Raw genomic sequence first — 18,966 nt, forward strand, 5'->3', positions numbered from 1 at the left:
TTTTACATGTTTACTAGGACAAGAAAAAGGGGCAGCTATTGAGCTGCCCCTTTTTCTACATCTTTTCTAAAAGTTTGATGTTTATTTTCGAAATGAAGACTGTACATAGTTCCTGAAATAAAACATAAAACCCTGTGCCCCATTAAGAAAGATTCTAAAGGAGGCACAGGGTCAAATCTTAAAACCCAATCCAATCCCAAATTGATTTACCATCTTTTTTCCGTTGTTTGTCTTCCTCTGATTTTTCAGGATTTGGAACGTGGAGTGTACAGTAGCTTTGCGGTTCAGTTCCTTTTATAAAATAGGTAACACGCTGGTCTTCACATCCAGAGTGTGCAAGCTTTCCAGTATGTGGATCCATGGCTACAGCTGTTACCCCTTCTGGTGGTTTGAATTTACGTTCTGGTAAATCCTGATGAACGGCTTCCATGTAGTCAGCCCAGATATGACGTGCATAGGTTAGTTCCTTCGCTTTTGTGATTTCTTTATTTTGATCATAGCCAGTCCAAACGGCTGTAACAACTTGAGGACTAAAACCAATCATCCAGTTATCCGTATCAGTAGAGCCGGTTTTTCCGGCATATTCTCTTGTTAATTGATCGGTGATGCCTGCCCCTGTTACACGGCTATAGTCATTTAATGATGTATCGAACATCCCGGTCATTAAATGAGTGAGTACAAAGGATGTATCCGGATCAAGGATTTGCTTTTTGGAGGGTTTTCCCCGCTCATATAAGACCTCACCTGATGAATCAGTAATTTTTTGAATGGTATGTGGATGCAGTGCTTGACCACCATTCGCAAGCATACCGTATCCTCGCGCCATTTCAAGAACAGAAACAGAAGCAGTTCCCAAGGCAAGAGAAGGAACAGCTGGAAGAACACTTTTGATGCCAAACTGCTTGGCCGTTTCTACTAATGTTTCAGGTTTATAATAAAGATTTGTTTTGACAGCATAAATATTATCAGACAAAGCGAGGGCTTGAGCCAATGTAATTTCATCATTGGCATAATATCCATTATAGTTCGATGGCGCATAAACTTTTCCATTTGCTAATTTGAATTCCGTCGGTTCACTCTCCAGTGGTGTTGCAGGAGTGGCTCCCCGATTTAATGCAGCATAATATAAAAAAGGTTTAAACGTAGAACCAGCCATTCTTTTGGCTTGTAATGCCCGATTATACGGGCTTTCCTGATAATTTCGCCCGCCCAGGAGTGCCTGTATTGCACCTGTTTTTGGGGCTATACTTAAAGCCGCCACTTGTATATTAGAAGAATCATCGATTTTCTTGTTTGACGTTTCTTTCAGTTTTTTTTGCATATCCTGCTTTAACGTCGTATAAATTTTGTACCCACCTGTTTTAAGCTCCTTATTGGTTACATCCAATAATTCACTGGCTTCATTCATGACTACATCCTGAAAATACGGTGCAATTTGCTTTCCTTTACGCTCATCCTCTTCTGAAAAAGCTAATTTTTCTTTCAGGGCTTTGTTTAATTCTGCTTTAGAAATGTCCTTGTTTTCAGCCATAAGGTGAAGGATGGTCCTCTGTCTTTTCTTTGCATTTTCCGGATGATCAATGGGTGAATAATAAGATGGACCCTTAGGAATTCCGGCCAGCATAGAGGCTTCGGCTATAGTCAGTTCCTTTGCATGCTTGTCGAAATAATAACGACTGGCTGCCTCAACTCCATAATTCCCGTGGCCAAAGTAGATGGTATTCAAATAGCCTTCCAAAATTTTATCTTTGTCATAAAACATTTCAAGTCTAAGGGCATAAAAAGCCTCTTTTATTTTCCGATCCCAGGATTTTTCGTGTGTTAAGAATAAATTTCGCGCATATTGCTGGGTGATAGTACTTGCCCCCTCAACCTTATCCATATGTATGATATTTTTAGTAATGGCCGTAAGTATACGTGTAAGGTCAAACCCAAAATGATTATAAAAATCCTGGTCCTCCGTAGTGAGAAAGGCTTGTTTTAAATGGGGGTTTATCTCTTCTAATGGGACCCAATAACGATTCTGATTACCGTGCTTTACGCCAATTACTTCCTGGTCTGCGGAATAAAGGACGGTATTTTGCTGACTGGTAAGGGAGGGTGGGCCTTGAACATAACTATAAAGAAAGATACTGCCAGCACTAATCAAGAGTAGAGTCATTGCTCCTATAAGACTATATATAAACCATTTTCTGCGGTTTCTGGTTCTTGTCCTTCGACGACGTTGTTCCATACAGGTTCCACCTTTCATTATCGTTAAAACAATGATGTCGGCCTATTAATCAGTATGGAAATAGAGAATAAATTTTAAACGATAAAACAAAAGGATTCGACCAATTCCTGGAGATTTCTTTTTTGTATACGATTTGAGAAATTTTGTTGAAATCATTATAATAGGAGAGACTTATACCTCTGATCGGAGAGATTCATCTTGGCTGTAAAACCAATGAGTGTTAGAGTAACCGTAAAAACCGATATTGCAGATCAAAGCTTCCGAGAGCAAATGTCCATAGCAGGAAAGGGAAAATGCTATGACAATGGTGACTCACAGGTTTTAATTTTTAATGAAAAGGACGAAGATGGAGAAAGTGTAAAAAATATGACCACCATCTCGGACGATAAAGTGACGATTAAACGGACGGGCTCCATTAAAATGAACCAGATTTTTCGTGAAGACCATGCAACTGAAAGCACTTATTACCACCCATTTGGTACCATGCATATGGAAACGAAAACGAATCAAATTGAATTTTCCAAGGATCAAAACGGACAGAAGGGTCAGTTGTTTATCTCATACTCGTTAAGATTAAATCAACAAGAGCCCCAAAGACATACACTTACGCTTACATATGAAAGGGAGTAAAGGAAATGAATATTGTCGAACAAACAGAACAGAAAATAAAGGATGAGATTGTTGAGGCCGTTGTGAAGGCAGAGTTAGCAACCGAAGACCAAATCCCCGAAGTAGTATTAGAAACACCGAAAGAAAAAGCACATGGTGACTATGCAACAAATATGGCCATGCAGCTCGCACGTATCGCAAAAAAGGCACCTCGTCAAATTGCTGACGATATTGTAGCTAACTTTGATCAGTCGAAAGCCTCAATTAAAAATATTGAGATAGCAGGTCCTGGTTTTATTAACTTTTTCCTTGATAGCACGTATTTAACAGAATTGATTCCAACCATTTTAAAGGATCAGCAAGAATACGGAAAGGGTAATGCCGGAAATGGAGAAAAAATCCAAATTGAATTTGTTTCCGCCAATCCAACCGGTACGCTTCACCTTGGGCATGCAAGAGGAGCTGTTTTTGGAGATTCCCTCGCCAATATTATGGAAAAAGCCGGATACGATGTTCAAAGAGAGTATTATATTAATGATGCAGGAAACCAAATGAACAATCTTGCCAAATCAGTCGAAGCCCGCTACATGCAGGCATTAGGCCAAACTGATTTTGAGATGCCTGAAGATGGCTATCATGGTAAGGATATTGTGGAATTAGGGGAGAAAATGGCCAAGGAATATGGGGATAAATGGGCCAATGAATCGGAGGAAGCACGTGTTGAGTTCTGCAGACAATATGGCTTGGACTTCTTATTGGACCGTATTAAAAAGGACTTGGAAGATTACCGTGTTCCATTTGACGAATGGTTTTCTGAATCGTCTTTATATGAAGAAGGAAAAGTGCAGCAGGCATTGGATTACCTTAAAGAACAAGGGTATTTGTATGAAAAAGACGGAGCAGTATGGTTCCGCACTACAGATTTCAATGATGATAAGGACCGCGTACTGATTAAGAAGGATGGCAACTACACTTATTTAACCCCGGATATTGCTTATCACCAAAATAAATTTGAACGTGGTTTTGATACACTTATCAATGTGTGGGGCGCTGATCACCATGGTTACATTCCAAGAATGAAGGCAGCCATTGAAGCACTGGGCTACAACGCAAAGCAGCTTGAAATTTCGATTATACAAATGGTTAACCTTATTCAAGGCGGCGAAATCGTGAAAATGAGTAAACGAACAGGAAAAGCTGTTACGATGGTTGAATTAGCCGAAGAAGTTGGCCTTGATGCAGTACGTTACTTCTTCGTCATGCGTTCGAACGACACCCATCTGGATTTTGATATGGATTTAGCAACATCAGAATCGAATGAAAATCCGGTTTACTATGTTCAATATGCTCATGCGCGTATTTGCAGCATGCTGCGTCAGGCAAAGGAAAAAGGTCTTGAGCCTAGTGAAGATGCGGACTTAACGCTGATCCAATCTGAAAAAGAGATAGATTTATTGAAGCGATTAGGTGAGTTCCCGCAAGTTATTGGAGACTCTGCCGTGAAGCGTACGCCGCATCGGGTCACGCAGTACATTTATGATCTTGCATCCGATTTGCATAGCTTTTACAATGCAGAAAAAGTTATTAATGATGATCAACTTGAGCTTAGCAAAGCGCGACTTGCTCTCATTGAAGCGGTACGAATTACACTTTCCAATGCGATGAAGCTTATTGGTGTCCATGCTCCGGAGAAAATGTAGGAATGATAAAGCCTCCCAGTTCGGGAGGCTTTTTTAGTACGCCCAGGGGACTTCTGCCTGGGGTCAATTAGGGCAATTCCAATACAAACTCAAAGCCATCGCCGCATAAGTCTGGCCAAAGGAATTTTCACCCCTCTGGTTATCCAGCTCAGCTGCTTATACCATGTTTCACTAAGCACAATACTAGCCTTAAAATCCTGCATAAAGAACCTTCGAACGAACTCAATAAAGGACTTGTCATACAAAATGGCGTACACTTCTTTATTTAAAAACAGACTCCGTCGATCGAAGTTAGCTGTTCCTATCTCACACCATTCATCATCTACCAGAAGAAGCTTTCCGTGGTAAAAGCCCTGATCAAACAATCGCACATCAGCACCTGCTTTTTTTAACTCAAATAAGTAAGGAATGCCACCTTCCTTCACAAGCGGATGATCAGCTTTCATTGGCACCAGGATTTTAACAGCTACACCCTTTTCGAGAGCATGTTTTACTGCACTCATAAGGGTTTTACTCGGAATGAAATAAGGGGATCCCATTATGATTTCCTGTTGAGCTCCTTTGATAAATTGCAAGAATGTGCTTTCTATATCACATCCGTCAGTCGCCATTATTTTTACTTTCTGATTTTCATCTTTTAAGTCGGGATGATAAACTTCTATTTTTTCGATGGCTTCCTCCCAATCCATTTTAAATACTTGCTGCAGATTCTGAGCGACAGGTCCATACAACTTAAGGTGATAATCACGCCAATTATTAAAATGAGCATCCTGATTTATATATTCCTGACCGATATTAAAACCACCTGTGTAAGCTACTTCACCATCAATAACGGCGATTTTTCGATGATTGCGTCGATTAAGACGGTAAAGCAAAAACGGGAACCCAGGCTTGCTGCTAAAACCAAACTGAACGCCAGCTTCCCTTAGCTGACCACGTATGGAACGATTAATGCGATAACTCCCTAAACGATCTACTAAAAGTCGTACAGTTAAACCTTCCCGGGCTTTATTTTCCAGGAGCTCTAAGAAGGTTTGACTGATTTCATCACGCCTTACAATATAAATCTGTACATTCACTTCCCTTTTCGCATGTTGAATCATGCGAAACATATCATCGTACAAAGAGTGTCCTGATTGAAATAGCTGAACCTGAGCACTGGATAGGGGAAAGGTTATCGATTGAGTGTGCTGTAAATGATGTTTTCTTCCTAAATAAAAATCAAGCCAAATAAAGAATATTATCAAGATAAAAACCAGGGTTATAATGAAAAAAATCAATTTTGTCCATTCTCCTTTCTCTACTCCTATTATTCTCGCAAAAGAAAGAGGTTAAACCAAAATAAATTGTCTTAAAGGTATTGACTGAATGTTCATTCATAATTTAAAGTAGTACTATAAGAGTCTGAAAATTAGTTCGTTTTTAAAAGCAGGAGCCAAACTACAACCTTTAAGAATAGGACTGGAGGGCAAAGGATGAGTACATTAGGAATCATCAACTGGATTTTATTTTTAGTTGTAACCGTTTACGCTATCGGATTATTCGTTCAAGTTGTTCGTACTCGGGTTGCCTATATTCAATTAGGCAGAAAAGTTGAATTTGATAAGGCCTGGAAAGAACGAATCCGCAAAATTATGGTGAATGTATTTGGACAAAGGAAATTGCTCAAGGATAAAAAATCTGGTGCCATACACGTTATGATGTTCTATGGTTTTATCCTCGTTCAATTTGGTGCGATTGACTTTATTTGGAAAGGGCTCGCGCCAGGTTCTCATTTACCACTTGGTCTTCTTTATCCTGGTTTCACCTTTTTCCAGGAGCTTGTTACATTAATGATTCTTGTTGCCGTTGTCTGGGCGTTTTATCGCCGTTATATTGAAAAACTTGTCCGTTTAAAAAGAGGCTTTAAAGCTGGACTTGTTTTAATATTTATCGGAACTTTAATGCTTTCCGTATTACTGGGAAATGGAATGGAAATGATTTGGCATGGTGAGGAGTTAGCATGGACCGAACCAGTTGCATCAGGGATTGCAGCAGCATTTGCATGGATGAGCCCAACGGCTGCAACGGTTGTGTTTTTTGTTGCATGGTGGATTCATTTGATTGCTTTACTATCTTTCTTAGTGTACGTACCACAATCGAAGCACGCACACTTATTGGCTGCACCTACAAACGTTTTCTTAAGTCGTAATGATTCACCAGGGAAGTTAACCAAAATCGATTTCGACATTGATGAAGAAGAGGAAGAGGATGTTTCCTTCGGGGTTGGAAAAATTGAAGACTTCGATCAGCTGCAAATGATTGACTTCTACGCTTGTGTGGAATGTGGACGCTGTACAAACGTTTGTCCAGCCGCAGGATCAGGAAAAATGCTGTCTCCGATGGACCTTATTGTTAAAATGAGAGATCATCTAACCGAAAAAGGTGCAGTTGTAACAGGTAAATCCCCATGGGTTCCATCCTATGCGTTTGCTGGTACAGAGGGAAATCAACTAGCCAAGATGGCAAAAGAAGGATATCGTCACCAGGATGAAGCAGCAGCCACATTAGAAGCGATGGAATCAACAAACCTAATCGGAGATGTGATTACAGAAGAGGAAATCTGGGCTTGTACAACATGCCGTAACTGTGAGGATGCCTGCCCGGTTATGAACGAGCACGTTGATAAAATCATTGACCTTCGCCGTTACCTTGTACTAACAGAAGGAAAAATGGATCCGGATGCGCAACGTGCCATGATGAATATTGAGCGTCAGGGAAACCCTTGGGGACTTTCTAAGAAGGAACGTCAAGACTGGCGTGAAGCTGATGAAAACCTTCATGTACCAACTGTAAAAGAGCTTAAGAAAGATGGAGAAGAGTTTGAATATCTTTTCTGGGTTGGTTCTATGGGGTCCTATGATAATCGCAGTCAGAAAATCGTACAGGATTTCGCTCGTTTAATGAACAAGGCTGGCGTGAAATTCGCTATCCTTGGAAATAAAGAACGTAACTCAGGGGATACAGCCCGTCGTCTTGGAAACGAATTTTTATTTCAGGAGCTTGCGGAGAAAAACATTAAAGATTTCGAGAAAAATGGTGTGAAGAAGATTGTAACTACCGATCCTCACGCATACAATGTCTTTAAAAATGAATATCCAGATTTCGGTTTAGAAGCTGAAGTTTATCATCATAGCGAATTTTTAGCAAAGCTTGTGGAGGAAGGACGATTAACTCCTGAACATGAAGTTAAGGAACGTATTACCTTCCACGACTCCTGTTACCTTGGGCGCTACAATGAGGTTTATGATGAACCACGTGATGTTCTTAAAGCCATACCAGGTGTAACTGTAGTGGAAATGGAGCGTAGCAGAGAGAACTCCATGTGCTGTGGTGCCGGTGGCGGACTTATGTGGACAGAGGAGAAAACCGGTAACCGTGTCAACGTAGCACGGACAGAACAAGCGCTTGAAACAAATCCAAATACAATCGCCAGCGCATGTCCATTCTGCTTGACCATGTTGAGTGATGGTACTAAAGCAAAAGAAGTTGAAGAGGATGTAAGTACGATGGATGTTGCCGAAGTATTAGCCAAATCGGTTTTCGGTGATAAAAAGGAAGAGAAAACAGCTTCATAATCTTCCAATCAAGGCATACACAAATAGTATAGTTTGAAACCTGGGGTCATTACCTAACCGTCAAACGGACATAGCTTAATAGCTTTTAAGATTTGGTTGGGGATGGCCCTGCTTTTTGAATCGCAATTGAGCGAGCGTTCAATCAATATTGTTGGAAGCGTTAACACTATTTAAGGGGGAGGATAAGTGATGGTGAAAACCGTAATTGTTTCAGGTTCAAGAACGCCTTTTGGAAAACTGGGAGGTTCTTTAAGTACTTTAACAGCCTCACAGCTTGGGGGAAGGACAATTAAAGCTGCACTAGATAGGGCAAAGGTTTCTCCAGATAAGATAGATGAAGTCATTATGGGTACTGTACTTCAAGGAGGACAAGGTCAAATTCCGTCACGTCAAGCGGCGCGGGAAGCAGGTGTGCCCTGGGATATCAAAACCGAAACCATTAACAAGGTTTGTGCCTCAGGTCTCCGCAGTGTGACGTTAGCTGATCAAATCATTCGTGTTGGCGATGAAGAAGTGATTGTAGCAGGCGGGATGGAGAGTATGAGCAATGCGCCTTATTATTTACCCAATGCCAGATTTGGTATGCGAATGGGGGATCAGAAAGTGGTTGATATGATGGTTCATGATGGGTTGACTTGTTCGTTTGCAAATGTGCATATGGGCACGTATGGAAATCAGACCGCTAAAGAATACGGCCTCACACGCGAAGCACAAGATAAATGGGCTTACCGCAGTCATCAAAGGGCGGTTCAAGCGATTGAAGAAGGAAAACTAAAAGAGGAAATCGTCCCTGTAGAAATTCCACAGCGTAAAGGGAATCCTGTTGTTGTTGATACAGATGAAGCGCCGCGAAAGGATACCTCTATCGAAAAATTAAGCATGTTAAAACCGGCTTTTGATAAAGATGGCACTATTACAGCTGGAAATGCTCCAGGAGTGAATGACGGAGCAGGTGCTATGTTATTAATGTCTGATGAACGCGCTCAGCAGGAAGGACTCACACCACTTGCAACCATTTTAGCCCATGATGAGGTTGCTGTTGAAACGGAAAACTTCCCTAAAACCCCAGGACTTGTGATTAATTCGTTATTGAAAAAGTCTGGCAAGACCCTCGATGAGATTGATTTATTTGAAATCAATGAAGCCTTTGCTGCTGTTGCTCTGGCCAGTGGAAAAATAGCCAATGTAGATTCAGAAAAAGTAAATGTTAATGGTGGTGCTGTTGCTCTTGGACATCCAATTGGAGCTAGTGGTGCCCGTATTCTATTAACTTTAGTTTATGAATTAAAGCGCCGTGGTGGCGGCCTTGGAATTGCCGCGATTTGCTCTGGAGGCGGCCAAGGAGATGCTGTGCTTGTGGAAGTAGCGAACTAGATGGAGAATACCTTCGCTTATCAGGTAAATAAAAAAGCCATTCCATCAATAAATATCCCCATACACATCAGGACTGCATCCATCTAAACCAATCGAGTCTGAAAAACTCTTAAACTATCATTCAAAGGAGGCTCTACTATGCAATCGAAAAAAATCATGGTTATTGGTGCGGGACAAATGGGCTCAGGTATTGCCCAGGTCTTTGCCCAGTCCCATTTTCAAGTAAAACTCAATGACATTTCAGAGGAAGCGTTAACTAAAGGCTTAAATACGATAGAAAAGAGCCTGAATCGTTCTGTAAAAAAAGAGCGAATTTCGCAGCAGGATAAAACAGATACACTTGAGCGACTATCAACCACAACCAAATTAAGTGACGCCTTTGATTGTGATCTGGTGATAGAAGCCGTTGTGGAAAATATGGATGTGAAAACGAAGGTTTTCGGTGAGCTGGACAAAATAACGGCGGATCATGCCATTTTAGCATCGAATACTTCATCTCTTCCGATTACAGAGATTGCAGCAGCTACCCATCGGCCGGAACAAGTTATCGGAATGCATTTTATGAATCCTGTCCCCGTTATGCCTTTAGTAGAAGTGATTCGCGGATTAGCAACATCTGATGAAACCTATCAAGCGATTGATCAAACTACAAAAGCTTTACATAAAACACCCGTTGAAGTAAATGACTATCCAGGTTTTGTCTCCAATCGTGTCTTAATGCCTATGATTAATGAAGCCATTTATACCGTCTACGAGGGAGTGGCTACACCGGAATCGGTGGATGAGGTGATGAAGCTTGGTATGAATCATCCTATGGGGCCGCTTACTCTTGCTGATTTTATCGGTCTTGATACATGCCTTTACATCATGGAAGTTCTTTACGACGGTTTTGGAGACAGCAAATATCGCCCATGTCCACTCCTTAGAAAATATGTGAAAGCAGGTTGGTTAGGACGTAAAACAGGCCGTGGCTTTTACCTCTATGACAGGTAGGATGGGGGTTGAGAATATGAATTTACAGCTTACCGAAGAGCAGAAAATGATGCAAAAGATGGTGCAGGACTTTGCCAGGCGTGAAGTGGCATCTGCAGTGAAACGAATGGAACAGGAGGATCGTTTTCCCCGTGAGATGGTCAAGAGGATGGGAGATTTAGGCTTAATGGGTATCCCTATACCTGAAAAATACGGTGGCTCAGGCTTTGATTTTATGTCATATATTATTGCCATAAATGAGCTTTCCAGGGAAAATGCGGCCATAGGTGTGGTTTTATCTGTTCACACTTCAGTTGGAACCAACCCGATATTATATTTCGGAACAGAGGAACAAAGGGGAAAGTATGTTCCAAAGCTTGCTTCGGGTGAGTATTTAGGGGCATTTGCACTCACTGAGCCTGGTGCAGGTTCAGATGCTGCCCAATTAAAAACAAAGGCTGAGAAAAAGGGAGATTACTATTATTTAACGGGTTCTAAAGTGTTTATTACCAATGGTGGTGAAGCGGATACCTATGTCGTATTTGCCCGAACAAGTCCCGGCCAGGGTGCAAAAGGGATTACAGCGTTTATCGTGGAAAAGGATGCCAAAGGGCTCATTATCGGCAAAAAGGAAAAGAAAATGGGGTTAAATGGTTCCAATACAGTATCCTTAACCTTTGATGAATGTGAAGTACCTGAAGAAAATCGGTTAGGAGAGGAAGGAGAAGGCTTTACCATTGCTATGGCTAATCTGGATGTTGGTCGAATTGGAATTGCTGCTCAATCCCTTGGCATTGCAGAATCAGCATTAAATCACGCTGTTGAATATGCAAAAGAAAGAAAGCAGTTTGGCAAACCTATCTCCAGACATCAGGGCATCTCTTTTAAGCTGGCAGATATGGCTACACAAGTCGAAGCAGCCAAACAATTAACCTACTATGCTGCCAGTCTGCAAACACAAGGATTACCCTGTGGAAAAGAAGCATCTATGGCAAAAATGTATGCATCCAAAACAGCCAGAGAAGCAGCCATTGAAGCCGTCCAGATTTTTGGAGGATATGGATACACCAAAGATTATCCCGTTGAACGACTATTTAGAGATGCAAAAGTAACCGAAATCTACGAAGGTACCAATGAAATTCAACATAGAGTCATTAGTAAGCATTTATTGAACAATTGATTTCATGAAGTTCGTTGTTACTTAAGGCTGTTTTCGCATAGCCTTACTTAAAAAACTGAATTGATTAGAACAGTCTGAATTAGGGGAGGAAATCACATGAATTTTCAATTAACTGAAGAACAGGAAATGCTTAGAAAAATGGTACGAGACTTTGCCAAAAACGATGTGGAACCAACTGCAGCTGAGCGGGATGAGGAAGAACGCTTTGACCGCGAGATTTTTGATAAAATGGCAAATCTTGGGCTAACAGGAATCCCCTGGCCTGAAGAGTACGGAGGGATTGGCGCAGACTTTTTAAGCTATGTGATTGCGATTGAGGAGCTTTCCAGAGTATGTGCATCAACTGGAGTTACCCTTTCAGCACACATTTCACTTGCCAGTTGGCCGATTTATAAATTTGGAAATGAAGAACAGAAAAAGCATTATTTACAACAGCTTGCTTCCGGAGAAAAACTTGGTGCATATGCATTATCTGAACCAGGAGCAGGCTCTGATGTGGCTTCCATGCGTACTACAGCTACAGACAATGGAGATTACTATCTTTTAAATGGAAATAAGGTTTGGATTACCAATGGTGGCGTGGCGGATATTTATGTCGTATTCGCTAAAACCGATCAGGATGCACGTCACAAAGGTATTAGTGCCTTTATAGTCGAAAAGGGTACACCTGGATTTTCGTTTGGGAAGAAAGAAAAGAAGCTGGGGATTCGTTCCTCACCAACGACAGAATTAATCTTTGAAAATTGTAAAGTACCAAAAGAAAATTGTCTTGGTGAAGAAGGAGAAGGCTTTAGAATTGCCATGATGACCCTTGATGGTGGCCGTAATGGTATCGCTGCCCAGGCGGTTGGTATTGCCCAGGGTGCTTTGGATGCTGCCACAGACTATGCGAAGGAACGAGAGCAATTTGGCAATCCAATAGCTAATAATCAAGGGGTGTCTTTTAAACTGGCGGATATGGCAACAGAAGTTGAAGCTTCCAGACTACTAACCTACCAGGCTGCTTACCTGGAATCAGAGGCATTACCATATGCAAAGGCTTCTGCCATGGCTAAGTTGTTTGCGGGAGATACGGCGATGAAATCTACGGTTGAAGCAGTACAGGTTTTTGGAGGCTATGGATTTACGAAGGATTATCCGGTTGAACGTTATATGCGTGATGCAAAAATTACTCAGATCTATGAAGGAACCAATGAAATTCAACGTCTGGTCATTGGCAGGATGTTAACAAAGGAATAGAAAGGGAGATTTGATGCAGCCGCTTGCTGAACGGATTCAAAAACAGGACCAGCGAGCTTTAGCACGTGCGATATCGCTGGTTGAAAATGATGATACGGAGAAATTAAATCTATTAAGTGATATTGCCTCCCTTAAGAAGCAAGCATACTACATTGGGATCACAGGTTCTCCGGGGGCAGGTAAAAGCTCATTAGTAGATCGACTCGTTACACATCTGCGGAAACAGGATTTAACAGTAGCTGTTATTGCCGTTGATCCTACAAGTCCATTCAGCGGTGGAGCATTGCTTGGAGATCGTGTGCGGATGCATGACCATTTTACAGACCCTGGTGTATTCATTCGCAGTATGGCAACCAGGGGGAGCTTAGGGGGACTTGCTCGTTCGACCAAGGATGCCATTCGTGTCTGTGATGCTTATGGCTTTGATTACGTAATTGTCGAAACGGTAGGGGTTGGACAATCTGAACTCGATATTATGAAGGTTGTGGATACTACAGCTGTTGTTTTAACACCAAATAGTGGTGATGTTTTGCAAATTTTTAAAGCAGGTATTATGGAAATTGCTGATTTGTTTATCATCAATAAAGCGGATTTATCAGGAGTAGGTAAGCTTCGGGGACAGTTAAAAGACTTCTTACACATTATGGATCCAGATGGCTGGAAGGCACCAATTGTTGAAACCATTTCCACTGAAAATAAAGGGATTGAAAAACTATGGGAAAAGTGCCTCCAACACAAGAATTATTTAGTAGAAACAGATGAAGGAAAACGGAAAAGACAGGAGCAGTTAACCTTTGAAGTTTACGAATTAATTCGAGAGGAACTATGGAAGGATGTTCAAGGCTTTATTGAAGCAGATGATACAAAAAAACAGGATCTAGACCGAATAGAGGATCCCTATCACTTAGCGAGAGAGTGGTTATTTGAGTGGAAACGATTGTATAGGGGGTGAATAACATGGTGAAAAATGTACCGACCTCAATTAAAGATCAATTTTTAATTGAGAAAAGGCGCAATCAAATGGTAAAAGGTGCTGTTACCTTGTTTAAAGATAAAGGATTCCACCGTACAACAACAAGAGAAATTGCTGAAGCTTCGGGTTTTAGTATCGGCACCTTATATGAATACATTCGAAAAAAAGAGGACGTACTCTTTTTAGTCTGTGATTTTATTTATGAACGTGTAAAAGAGCGGATGGAGCAAGTGATTGATATGGAGAATAAGAGCGTGGATTGTTTAAGTAATGCTGTTCGTTCCTATTTTAAGCTGATGGATGAGATGCAGGATGAGGTACTTGTTATGTATCAGGAAGTAAAGGCCTTATCCAGGGATGCCAAGGAATATGTGCTTCAAAAGGAACGGGATATGGTTCATATGCTGGAGATTGTTATTGAAAATAGTTTGCCCTATACCATTTCGGAGCAGGATTTGAAGCTTGTTGCGAATAACATTTTTGTCCACGGACAAATGTGGGGATTCCGAAGATGGTTAATGCAAAAGGAGTTTACGATGATAGAATATACTGATAAGCAGATTGATCTCCTTTTTAAGTCATTAAACTTATCCAGTCCGACTTCTTAAAAAAACAACAAGGGAGGAACGATTTATGGGGAAATCAGATGTTTATAAACCGAAAAACCCTATCCGTTTTGTAACCGCTTCCAGCCTGTTTGATGGTCATGATGCGTCCATTAACATTATGCGGCGGATTTTACAGGCAAGTGGAGCAGAAGTCATTCATCTCGGTCATAATCGATCGGTGGAGGAAGTGGTGAATGCAGCCATTCAGGAGGATGCAAATGGGATCGCTATTTCATCTTATCAGGGTGGTCATGTAGAATATTTTAAATATATGGTTGATTTATTGCGTGAAAAAGGAGCCGGCCATATCCGTGTCTACGGTGGAGGAGGCGGCGTTATTATTCCAAGGGAAATAGAAGAACTTCACGAATATGGAGTAGCCGGAATCTTCTCTCCTGAAAACGGACGGGATTTAGGTCTGCAGGGTATGATTAATGTTATGCTGGAGGAATGTGATGAGGCGGTAAATGATGTTCAGCCTAATGTAGAGCTTAATCAGCTAAAAGCGGGTGACCATCAGGCTGTTGCCAGAATGATCACGTATGTGGAAAACCAGGTTTCTAACAAGGAGGAAACGGCCGCTCTACTAGAGGAAGTTACTCAGGCTATCCAGGATACGGTTCCTGTTATGGGAATTACGGGTACAGGTGGAGCAGGTAAAAGCTCATTAACTGATGAATTGATTCGAAGGTTTTTAAATGAAATCCCGGGTAAAAAAATCGCGATTCTATCGATTGATCCGACCAAAAAGAAGACGGGCGGAGCTTTATTAGGGGATCGTATTCGTATGAATGCCATTTTTGATAACCGTGTTTATATGCGGTCACTTGCTACTCGTGGTTCTCGAACAGAGCTTTCACAGGCTATTCAGGATGGGATTGAAGTAGTTAAAGCGGCTGGTTATGATTTTATTATCGTTGAGACGAGCGGAATCGGCCAGGGAGATGCCGCCATTACAGACGTTACTAATCTATCGATGTATGTGATGACAAGTGAATTTGGTGCCCCTTCTCAGCTAGAAAAAATCGACATGATTGATTTTGCTGATTTTATTGTCATTAACAAATTTGAACAAAAGGGTTCTGAGGATGCCTTGCGACAGGTCCGCAAGCAATATCAGCGCAGTCATATGTTATTTGATCAGGCCTTAAATTCTATGCCGGTTTACGGAACAATTGCGAGTCAGTTCAATGATCAGGGAACCAACACTCTTTTTCATGCATTAATCGATAAACTCAACGAAGACTTTGAGTGGAATGTCACGACAACTTTGCAGAAAACAAATGATGTTAAGAAACAAAACTTAATTATTCCAAATGAACGAAAACAATATTTACGTGATATTGCCCAAACGGTCCGAAGCTATCATAAAAGAGCGGAAAAACAGGCCGAAGCGGCACGGAAACTATACCAGTTAAAAGGTGTTGCAGAGGAACTAAAAGAAGAATCGGTGGTCAAAGAAATCCATCAGACTATAGAAGACTATGAAAATGAACTGAATCATGCTAATCGAAAAAAGCTGGAAGATTGGGATCATCTAAAGGAACAATATAACCAGGATGAAATGACTTATAAAGTACGGAATAAAGAAATTACCATGGATTTGAAAACAGAAAGTCTATCAGGATTAAAGATCCCTAAAGTAGCCTTGCCAACTTATCATGATTGGGGCGACCGACTACTTTGGATTTTGAAGGAAAATGTACCGGGGGCATTCCCTTTTACGGCTGGGGTATTTCCCTTTAAACGGAAGGGAGAAGACCCGACTCGACAGTTTGCCGGTGAGGGAACACCTGAAAGGACCAATCGGCGTTTTCATTATTTGTCAAAGGATGAACCAGCTAAGCGATTGAGTACAGCTTTTGATTCCGTTACCTTGTATGGAGAGGATCCTGATGAGCGCCCCGATATTTACGGAAAAGTTGGGGAAAGTGGTGTGAACATTTGTACTCTGGAGGATATGAAAAAGCTTTATGATGGTTTTGATTTATGTCATCCTTCAACTTCTGTTTCAATGACTATCAATGGTCCTGCCCCGATTATTTTAGCTATGTTCTTTAATACAGCTATTGAACAGCAAGTTGAACGATTTAAAGCAGAACAAGGCCGGGAGCCAAGCGAATCCGAGTATGAAACGATAAAAGCTGAAACCCTATCTGTTGTAAGGGGGACAGTTCAAGCGGATATTTTAAAGGAAGATCAAGGACAGAACACATGCATCTTTTCTACCGAATTTGCTCTACGAATGATGGGAGATATCCAGCAATATTTTATTGATCGGGACGTACGAAACTATTATTCGGTTTCCATTTCCGGCTATCATATCGCGGAAGCTGGTGCAAATCCCATTACTCAGCTGGCTTTTACGCTGGCAAATGGCTTTACTTACGCTGAATATTACTTGAGCCGAGGGATGGATATTAATGATTTTGCTCCAAATCTATCTTTCTTCTTTTCAAATGGTCTTGATCCAGAATACTCCGTGATTGGCCGGGTGGCAAGGAGAATTTGGGGTATTGTCATGAAAGAGAAATATGGTGCTAATGAAAGAAGTCAGAAGCTAAAATACCACATTCAAACATCAGGACGATCCCTTCATGCTCAGGAAATTGACTTTAACGATATTCGTACAACTCTTCAGGCTTTAATTGCTATTCAGGATAATACGAACTCCTTACACACCAATGCTTATGATGAAGCCATCACAACACCAACGGAAGAGTCTGTTCGCCGTGCGATGGCCATTCAAATGATTATAAACAAGGAGTTTGGTTTGACAAAAAATGAAAATTCCATTCAAGGCTCCTTTATTATTGAGCAGCTCACCGATATGGTTGAAGAAGCAGTTCTTCAGGAATTTGAACGAATTAATGACCGTGGTGGTGTGCTGGGAGCTATGGAGCGTCAATATCAACGTGGAAAAATACAGGAAGAATCCCTTTATTACGAAGGCCAAAAACATTCAGGGGAATTGCCTGTTGTCGGGGTCAACACGTACCTAAATCCAAATCCAGTGTCCGAGGATGAGATTAATTCGATGGAGCTTGCCCGGGCTTCAAAAGAAGAAAAGGACCAGCAAATTAAACATCTCCATCAATTTCAGCACCAGCATGAACAAAAAACATTGGAAGCATTACATCGACTGAAAAAAGTTGCAGCCGATGGTGGAAACATTTTTGAAGAACTAATGGAAACCGTAAAATACGCAAGCCTAGGCCAAATCACCAACGCCCTATACGAAGTAGGCGGGCAATATAGAAGAAATATGTAGAAAGAAAAGCGGAGGCGACCGCTTAGGTCTGGCGGTATAAGCCAAAGCCCTGAAGTGGCATGAATTTAGCCACGGAAGGGATTGGGCTTATGTCCGCACAGACCTGGGAGCCATAGCTGGAGAAAGAAAAGCGGAGGCGACTGTTTAGGCCCGACAGCATAAGCAGAATACACGGAGTGACACGCTTTTGGTCACGTAGTGGATAAGGCTTATGTCTGCTTGGGCCTAGGAGCCATAGCTGGACAAAGAAAAGGATAAATGTCAAAATAGCCACTGGAACTCCAGAATCACAAAGTATCATTCTACTATCTTTAACCATAATATCTCTCTATGACTTGAAACTTACTAGCATAAATGCTATTTTTTTGTATATAATGTATACTATGGTTAAAACCGGAAAACATGAAGTGTGAGGCTTTGTAAGGTTAGCAAATGATAGAAAAGGGAGTGCTGGTCATGGGCTTTGAAAAATACACTCAAGAGGAACTAGAAGAATTATCAATGTTAGATGTAGCTATCGAAATATTGGCCGAAGAAAAAAAGGCAATGGATTTTAATGAATTATATAATTTAGTATCAGAAGCGAAAGGCTTTTCTACTGAACAAAAAGAAGAAAATATATCGCAGTTTTATGCTGAATTAAACATAGATGGACGATTCCTGACCGTTGGCTCTAATATGTGGGGCGCTAAGCGCTGGTATCCCGTTGACCAAATTGACGATGATGTTAAGACAGGCAGCAAAAAGAAGAAAAAGAAAAAAGCAGCGAAAAAAGAGAAAAAAGAATTGCCTGAAGAACACGCTGAGGACGAATTGGCGGATGAGCTGGAAGATGATTTAAACGATGATCATTTGGATGAAGCTTTAGATGAAGACTTGGATGAAGATTATGATTTAGAAGATAATGAAAGCCAATCCACTCCTGACACGAATTATGATGATGAAGAGGAAGAATAAAAGAGTATTGACTTTAAGCTTAGAAATGTATAAAATTTTATTTGGGCTCTTTAGAATGGAAAAAAGCGCTCCCGATGATGAATCGGGGGCGCTTTTCGTATTTTTAAAGCATTTTTTAAAGAACTGGCTGGGGCAAACCCGCCATTTTAGTTTTTTGGTTAGATTCATTTTATATCGGTCAAACTAAGGCCGTACATAATTTGCTAATATATTTATTGGAAATAGCCCTGGTT

At 41.1% G+C, this 18,966-nt stretch carries 13 protein-coding genes; 11 read left to right on the top strand and 2 right to left on the bottom strand.

The window, feature by feature from the left end:
* Positions 1–178: 178 nt before the first annotated feature.
* Entirely contained in the window at positions 179–2,233 is a 2,055-nt protein-coding gene (locus BMX63_RS06155; protein ID WP_093133028.1) for a transglycosylase domain-containing protein, read from the bottom strand.
* 198 nt (positions 2,234–2,431) lie between these two features.
* Between BMX63_RS06155 and BMX63_RS06160 the strand changes: the two genes are divergently transcribed.
* Positions 2,432–2,863: a YwiB family protein gene (locus tag BMX63_RS06160; protein ID WP_093133030.1), complete on the top strand. Its 432-nt coding sequence runs from the start codon at positions 2,432–2,434 to the stop codon at positions 2,861–2,863.
* 5 nt (positions 2,864–2,868) lie between these two features.
* Positions 2,869–4,542, top strand: a complete 1,674-nt coding sequence (gene argS, locus BMX63_RS06165) for an arginine--tRNA ligase (protein WP_093133032.1) — start codon at positions 2,869–2,871, stop codon at positions 4,540–4,542.
* An 89-nt stretch (positions 4,543–4,631) separates the two neighbouring features.
* Here argS and cls read toward each other — a convergent pair whose 3' ends face one another.
* Positions 4,632–5,789 (bottom strand): cardiolipin synthase, encoded by a 1,158-nt coding sequence (gene cls / locus BMX63_RS06170; RefSeq protein WP_220083817.1) that lies wholly within the window; start codon positions 5,787–5,789, stop codon positions 4,632–4,634.
* A 228-nt stretch (positions 5,790–6,017) separates the two neighbouring features.
* Here cls and BMX63_RS06175 point away from each other — a divergent pair, with 228 nt between their 5' ends.
* The 9 genes from BMX63_RS06175 to rpoE all read left to right on the top strand — a co-directional run bounded on the left by BMX63_RS06175 (position 6,018) and on the right by rpoE (position 18,733).
* A complete protein-coding gene (locus tag BMX63_RS06175; protein ID WP_093133036.1) occupies positions 6,018–8,159 on the top strand; it encodes a 4Fe-4S dicluster domain-containing protein in 2,142 nt (713 codons plus the stop codon).
* 189 nt (positions 8,160–8,348) lie between these two features.
* Positions 8,349–9,533, top strand: coding sequence for an acetyl-CoA C-acetyltransferase (locus BMX63_RS06180; RefSeq protein ID WP_093133204.1), 1,185 nt, complete (start codon positions 8,349–8,351; stop codon positions 9,531–9,533).
* 138 nt (positions 9,534–9,671) lie between these two features.
* Entirely contained in the window at positions 9,672–10,526 is an 855-nt protein-coding gene (locus tag BMX63_RS06185; protein WP_093133038.1) for a 3-hydroxybutyryl-CoA dehydrogenase, read from the top strand.
* A gap of 16 nt (positions 10,527–10,542) precedes the next feature.
* Positions 10,543–11,685 carry an acyl-CoA dehydrogenase gene (locus BMX63_RS06190; protein WP_093133039.1) on the top strand — a complete coding sequence of 381 codons (1,143 nt, stop codon included), beginning with the start codon at positions 10,543–10,545 and terminating at the stop codon, positions 11,683–11,685.
* 96 nt (positions 11,686–11,781) lie between these two features.
* On the top strand, positions 11,782–12,924 hold the full coding sequence (locus tag BMX63_RS06195; RefSeq protein WP_093133041.1) for an acyl-CoA dehydrogenase: 1,143 nt from the start codon (positions 11,782–11,784) through the stop codon (positions 12,922–12,924).
* A 13-nt stretch (positions 12,925–12,937) separates the two neighbouring features.
* Positions 12,938–13,876 (top strand): methylmalonyl Co-A mutase-associated GTPase MeaB, encoded by a 939-nt coding sequence (gene meaB, locus BMX63_RS06200; protein WP_093133043.1) that lies wholly within the window; start codon positions 12,938–12,940, stop codon positions 13,874–13,876.
* A gap of 5 nt (positions 13,877–13,881) precedes the next feature.
* Positions 13,882–14,505: a TetR/AcrR family transcriptional regulator gene (locus BMX63_RS06205; protein WP_093133045.1), complete on the top strand. Its 624-nt coding sequence runs from the start codon at positions 13,882–13,884 to the stop codon at positions 14,503–14,505.
* A gap of 25 nt (positions 14,506–14,530) precedes the next feature.
* Entirely contained in the window at positions 14,531–17,776 is a 3,246-nt protein-coding gene (gene icmF / locus BMX63_RS06210; RefSeq protein WP_093133047.1) for a fused isobutyryl-CoA mutase/GTPase IcmF, read from the top strand.
* Positions 17,777–18,232: 456 nt separating this feature from the next.
* Positions 18,233–18,733, top strand: a complete 501-nt coding sequence (rpoE, locus tag BMX63_RS06215; protein WP_093133049.1) for a DNA-directed RNA polymerase subunit delta — start codon at positions 18,233–18,235, stop codon at positions 18,731–18,733.
* Positions 18,734–18,966 lie beyond the last annotated feature (233 nt).

The organism is Salinibacillus kushneri, assembly GCF_900111405.1.
GTDB lineage: Bacteria > Bacillota > Bacilli > Bacillales > Alkalibacillaceae > Salinibacillus > Salinibacillus kushneri.

Excerpts from the sequence above, each read along its gene's own strand:
- BMX63_RS06155 (WP_093133028.1), bottom strand. The coding sequence starts at position 2,233 with ATGGAACAACGTCGTCGAAGGACAAGAACCAGAAACCGCAGAAAATGG.
- argS (WP_093133032.1), top strand. The coding sequence starts at position 2,869 with ATGAATATTGTCGAACAAACAGAACAGAAAATAAAGGATGAGATTGTT.
- BMX63_RS06175 (WP_093133036.1), top strand. The coding sequence starts at position 6,018 with ATGAGTACATTAGGAATCATCAACTGGATTTTATTTTTAGTTGTAACC.
- BMX63_RS06180 (WP_093133204.1), top strand. The coding sequence starts at position 8,349 with ATGGTGAAAACCGTAATTGTTTCAGGTTCAAGAACGCCTTTTGGAAAA.
- BMX63_RS06185 (WP_093133038.1), top strand. The coding sequence starts at position 9,672 with ATGCAATCGAAAAAAATCATGGTTATTGGTGCGGGACAAATGGGCTCA.
- BMX63_RS06190 (WP_093133039.1), top strand. The coding sequence starts at position 10,543 with ATGAATTTACAGCTTACCGAAGAGCAGAAAATGATGCAAAAGATGGTG.
- BMX63_RS06195 (WP_093133041.1), top strand. The coding sequence starts at position 11,782 with ATGAATTTTCAATTAACTGAAGAACAGGAAATGCTTAGAAAAATGGTA.
- meaB (WP_093133043.1), top strand. The coding sequence starts at position 12,938 with ATGCAGCCGCTTGCTGAACGGATTCAAAAACAGGACCAGCGAGCTTTA.
- BMX63_RS06205 (WP_093133045.1), top strand. The coding sequence starts at position 13,882 with ATGGTGAAAAATGTACCGACCTCAATTAAAGATCAATTTTTAATTGAG.
- icmF (WP_093133047.1), top strand. The coding sequence starts at position 14,531 with ATGGGGAAATCAGATGTTTATAAACCGAAAAACCCTATCCGTTTTGTA.
- rpoE (WP_093133049.1), top strand. The coding sequence starts at position 18,233 with ATGGGCTTTGAAAAATACACTCAAGAGGAACTAGAAGAATTATCAATG.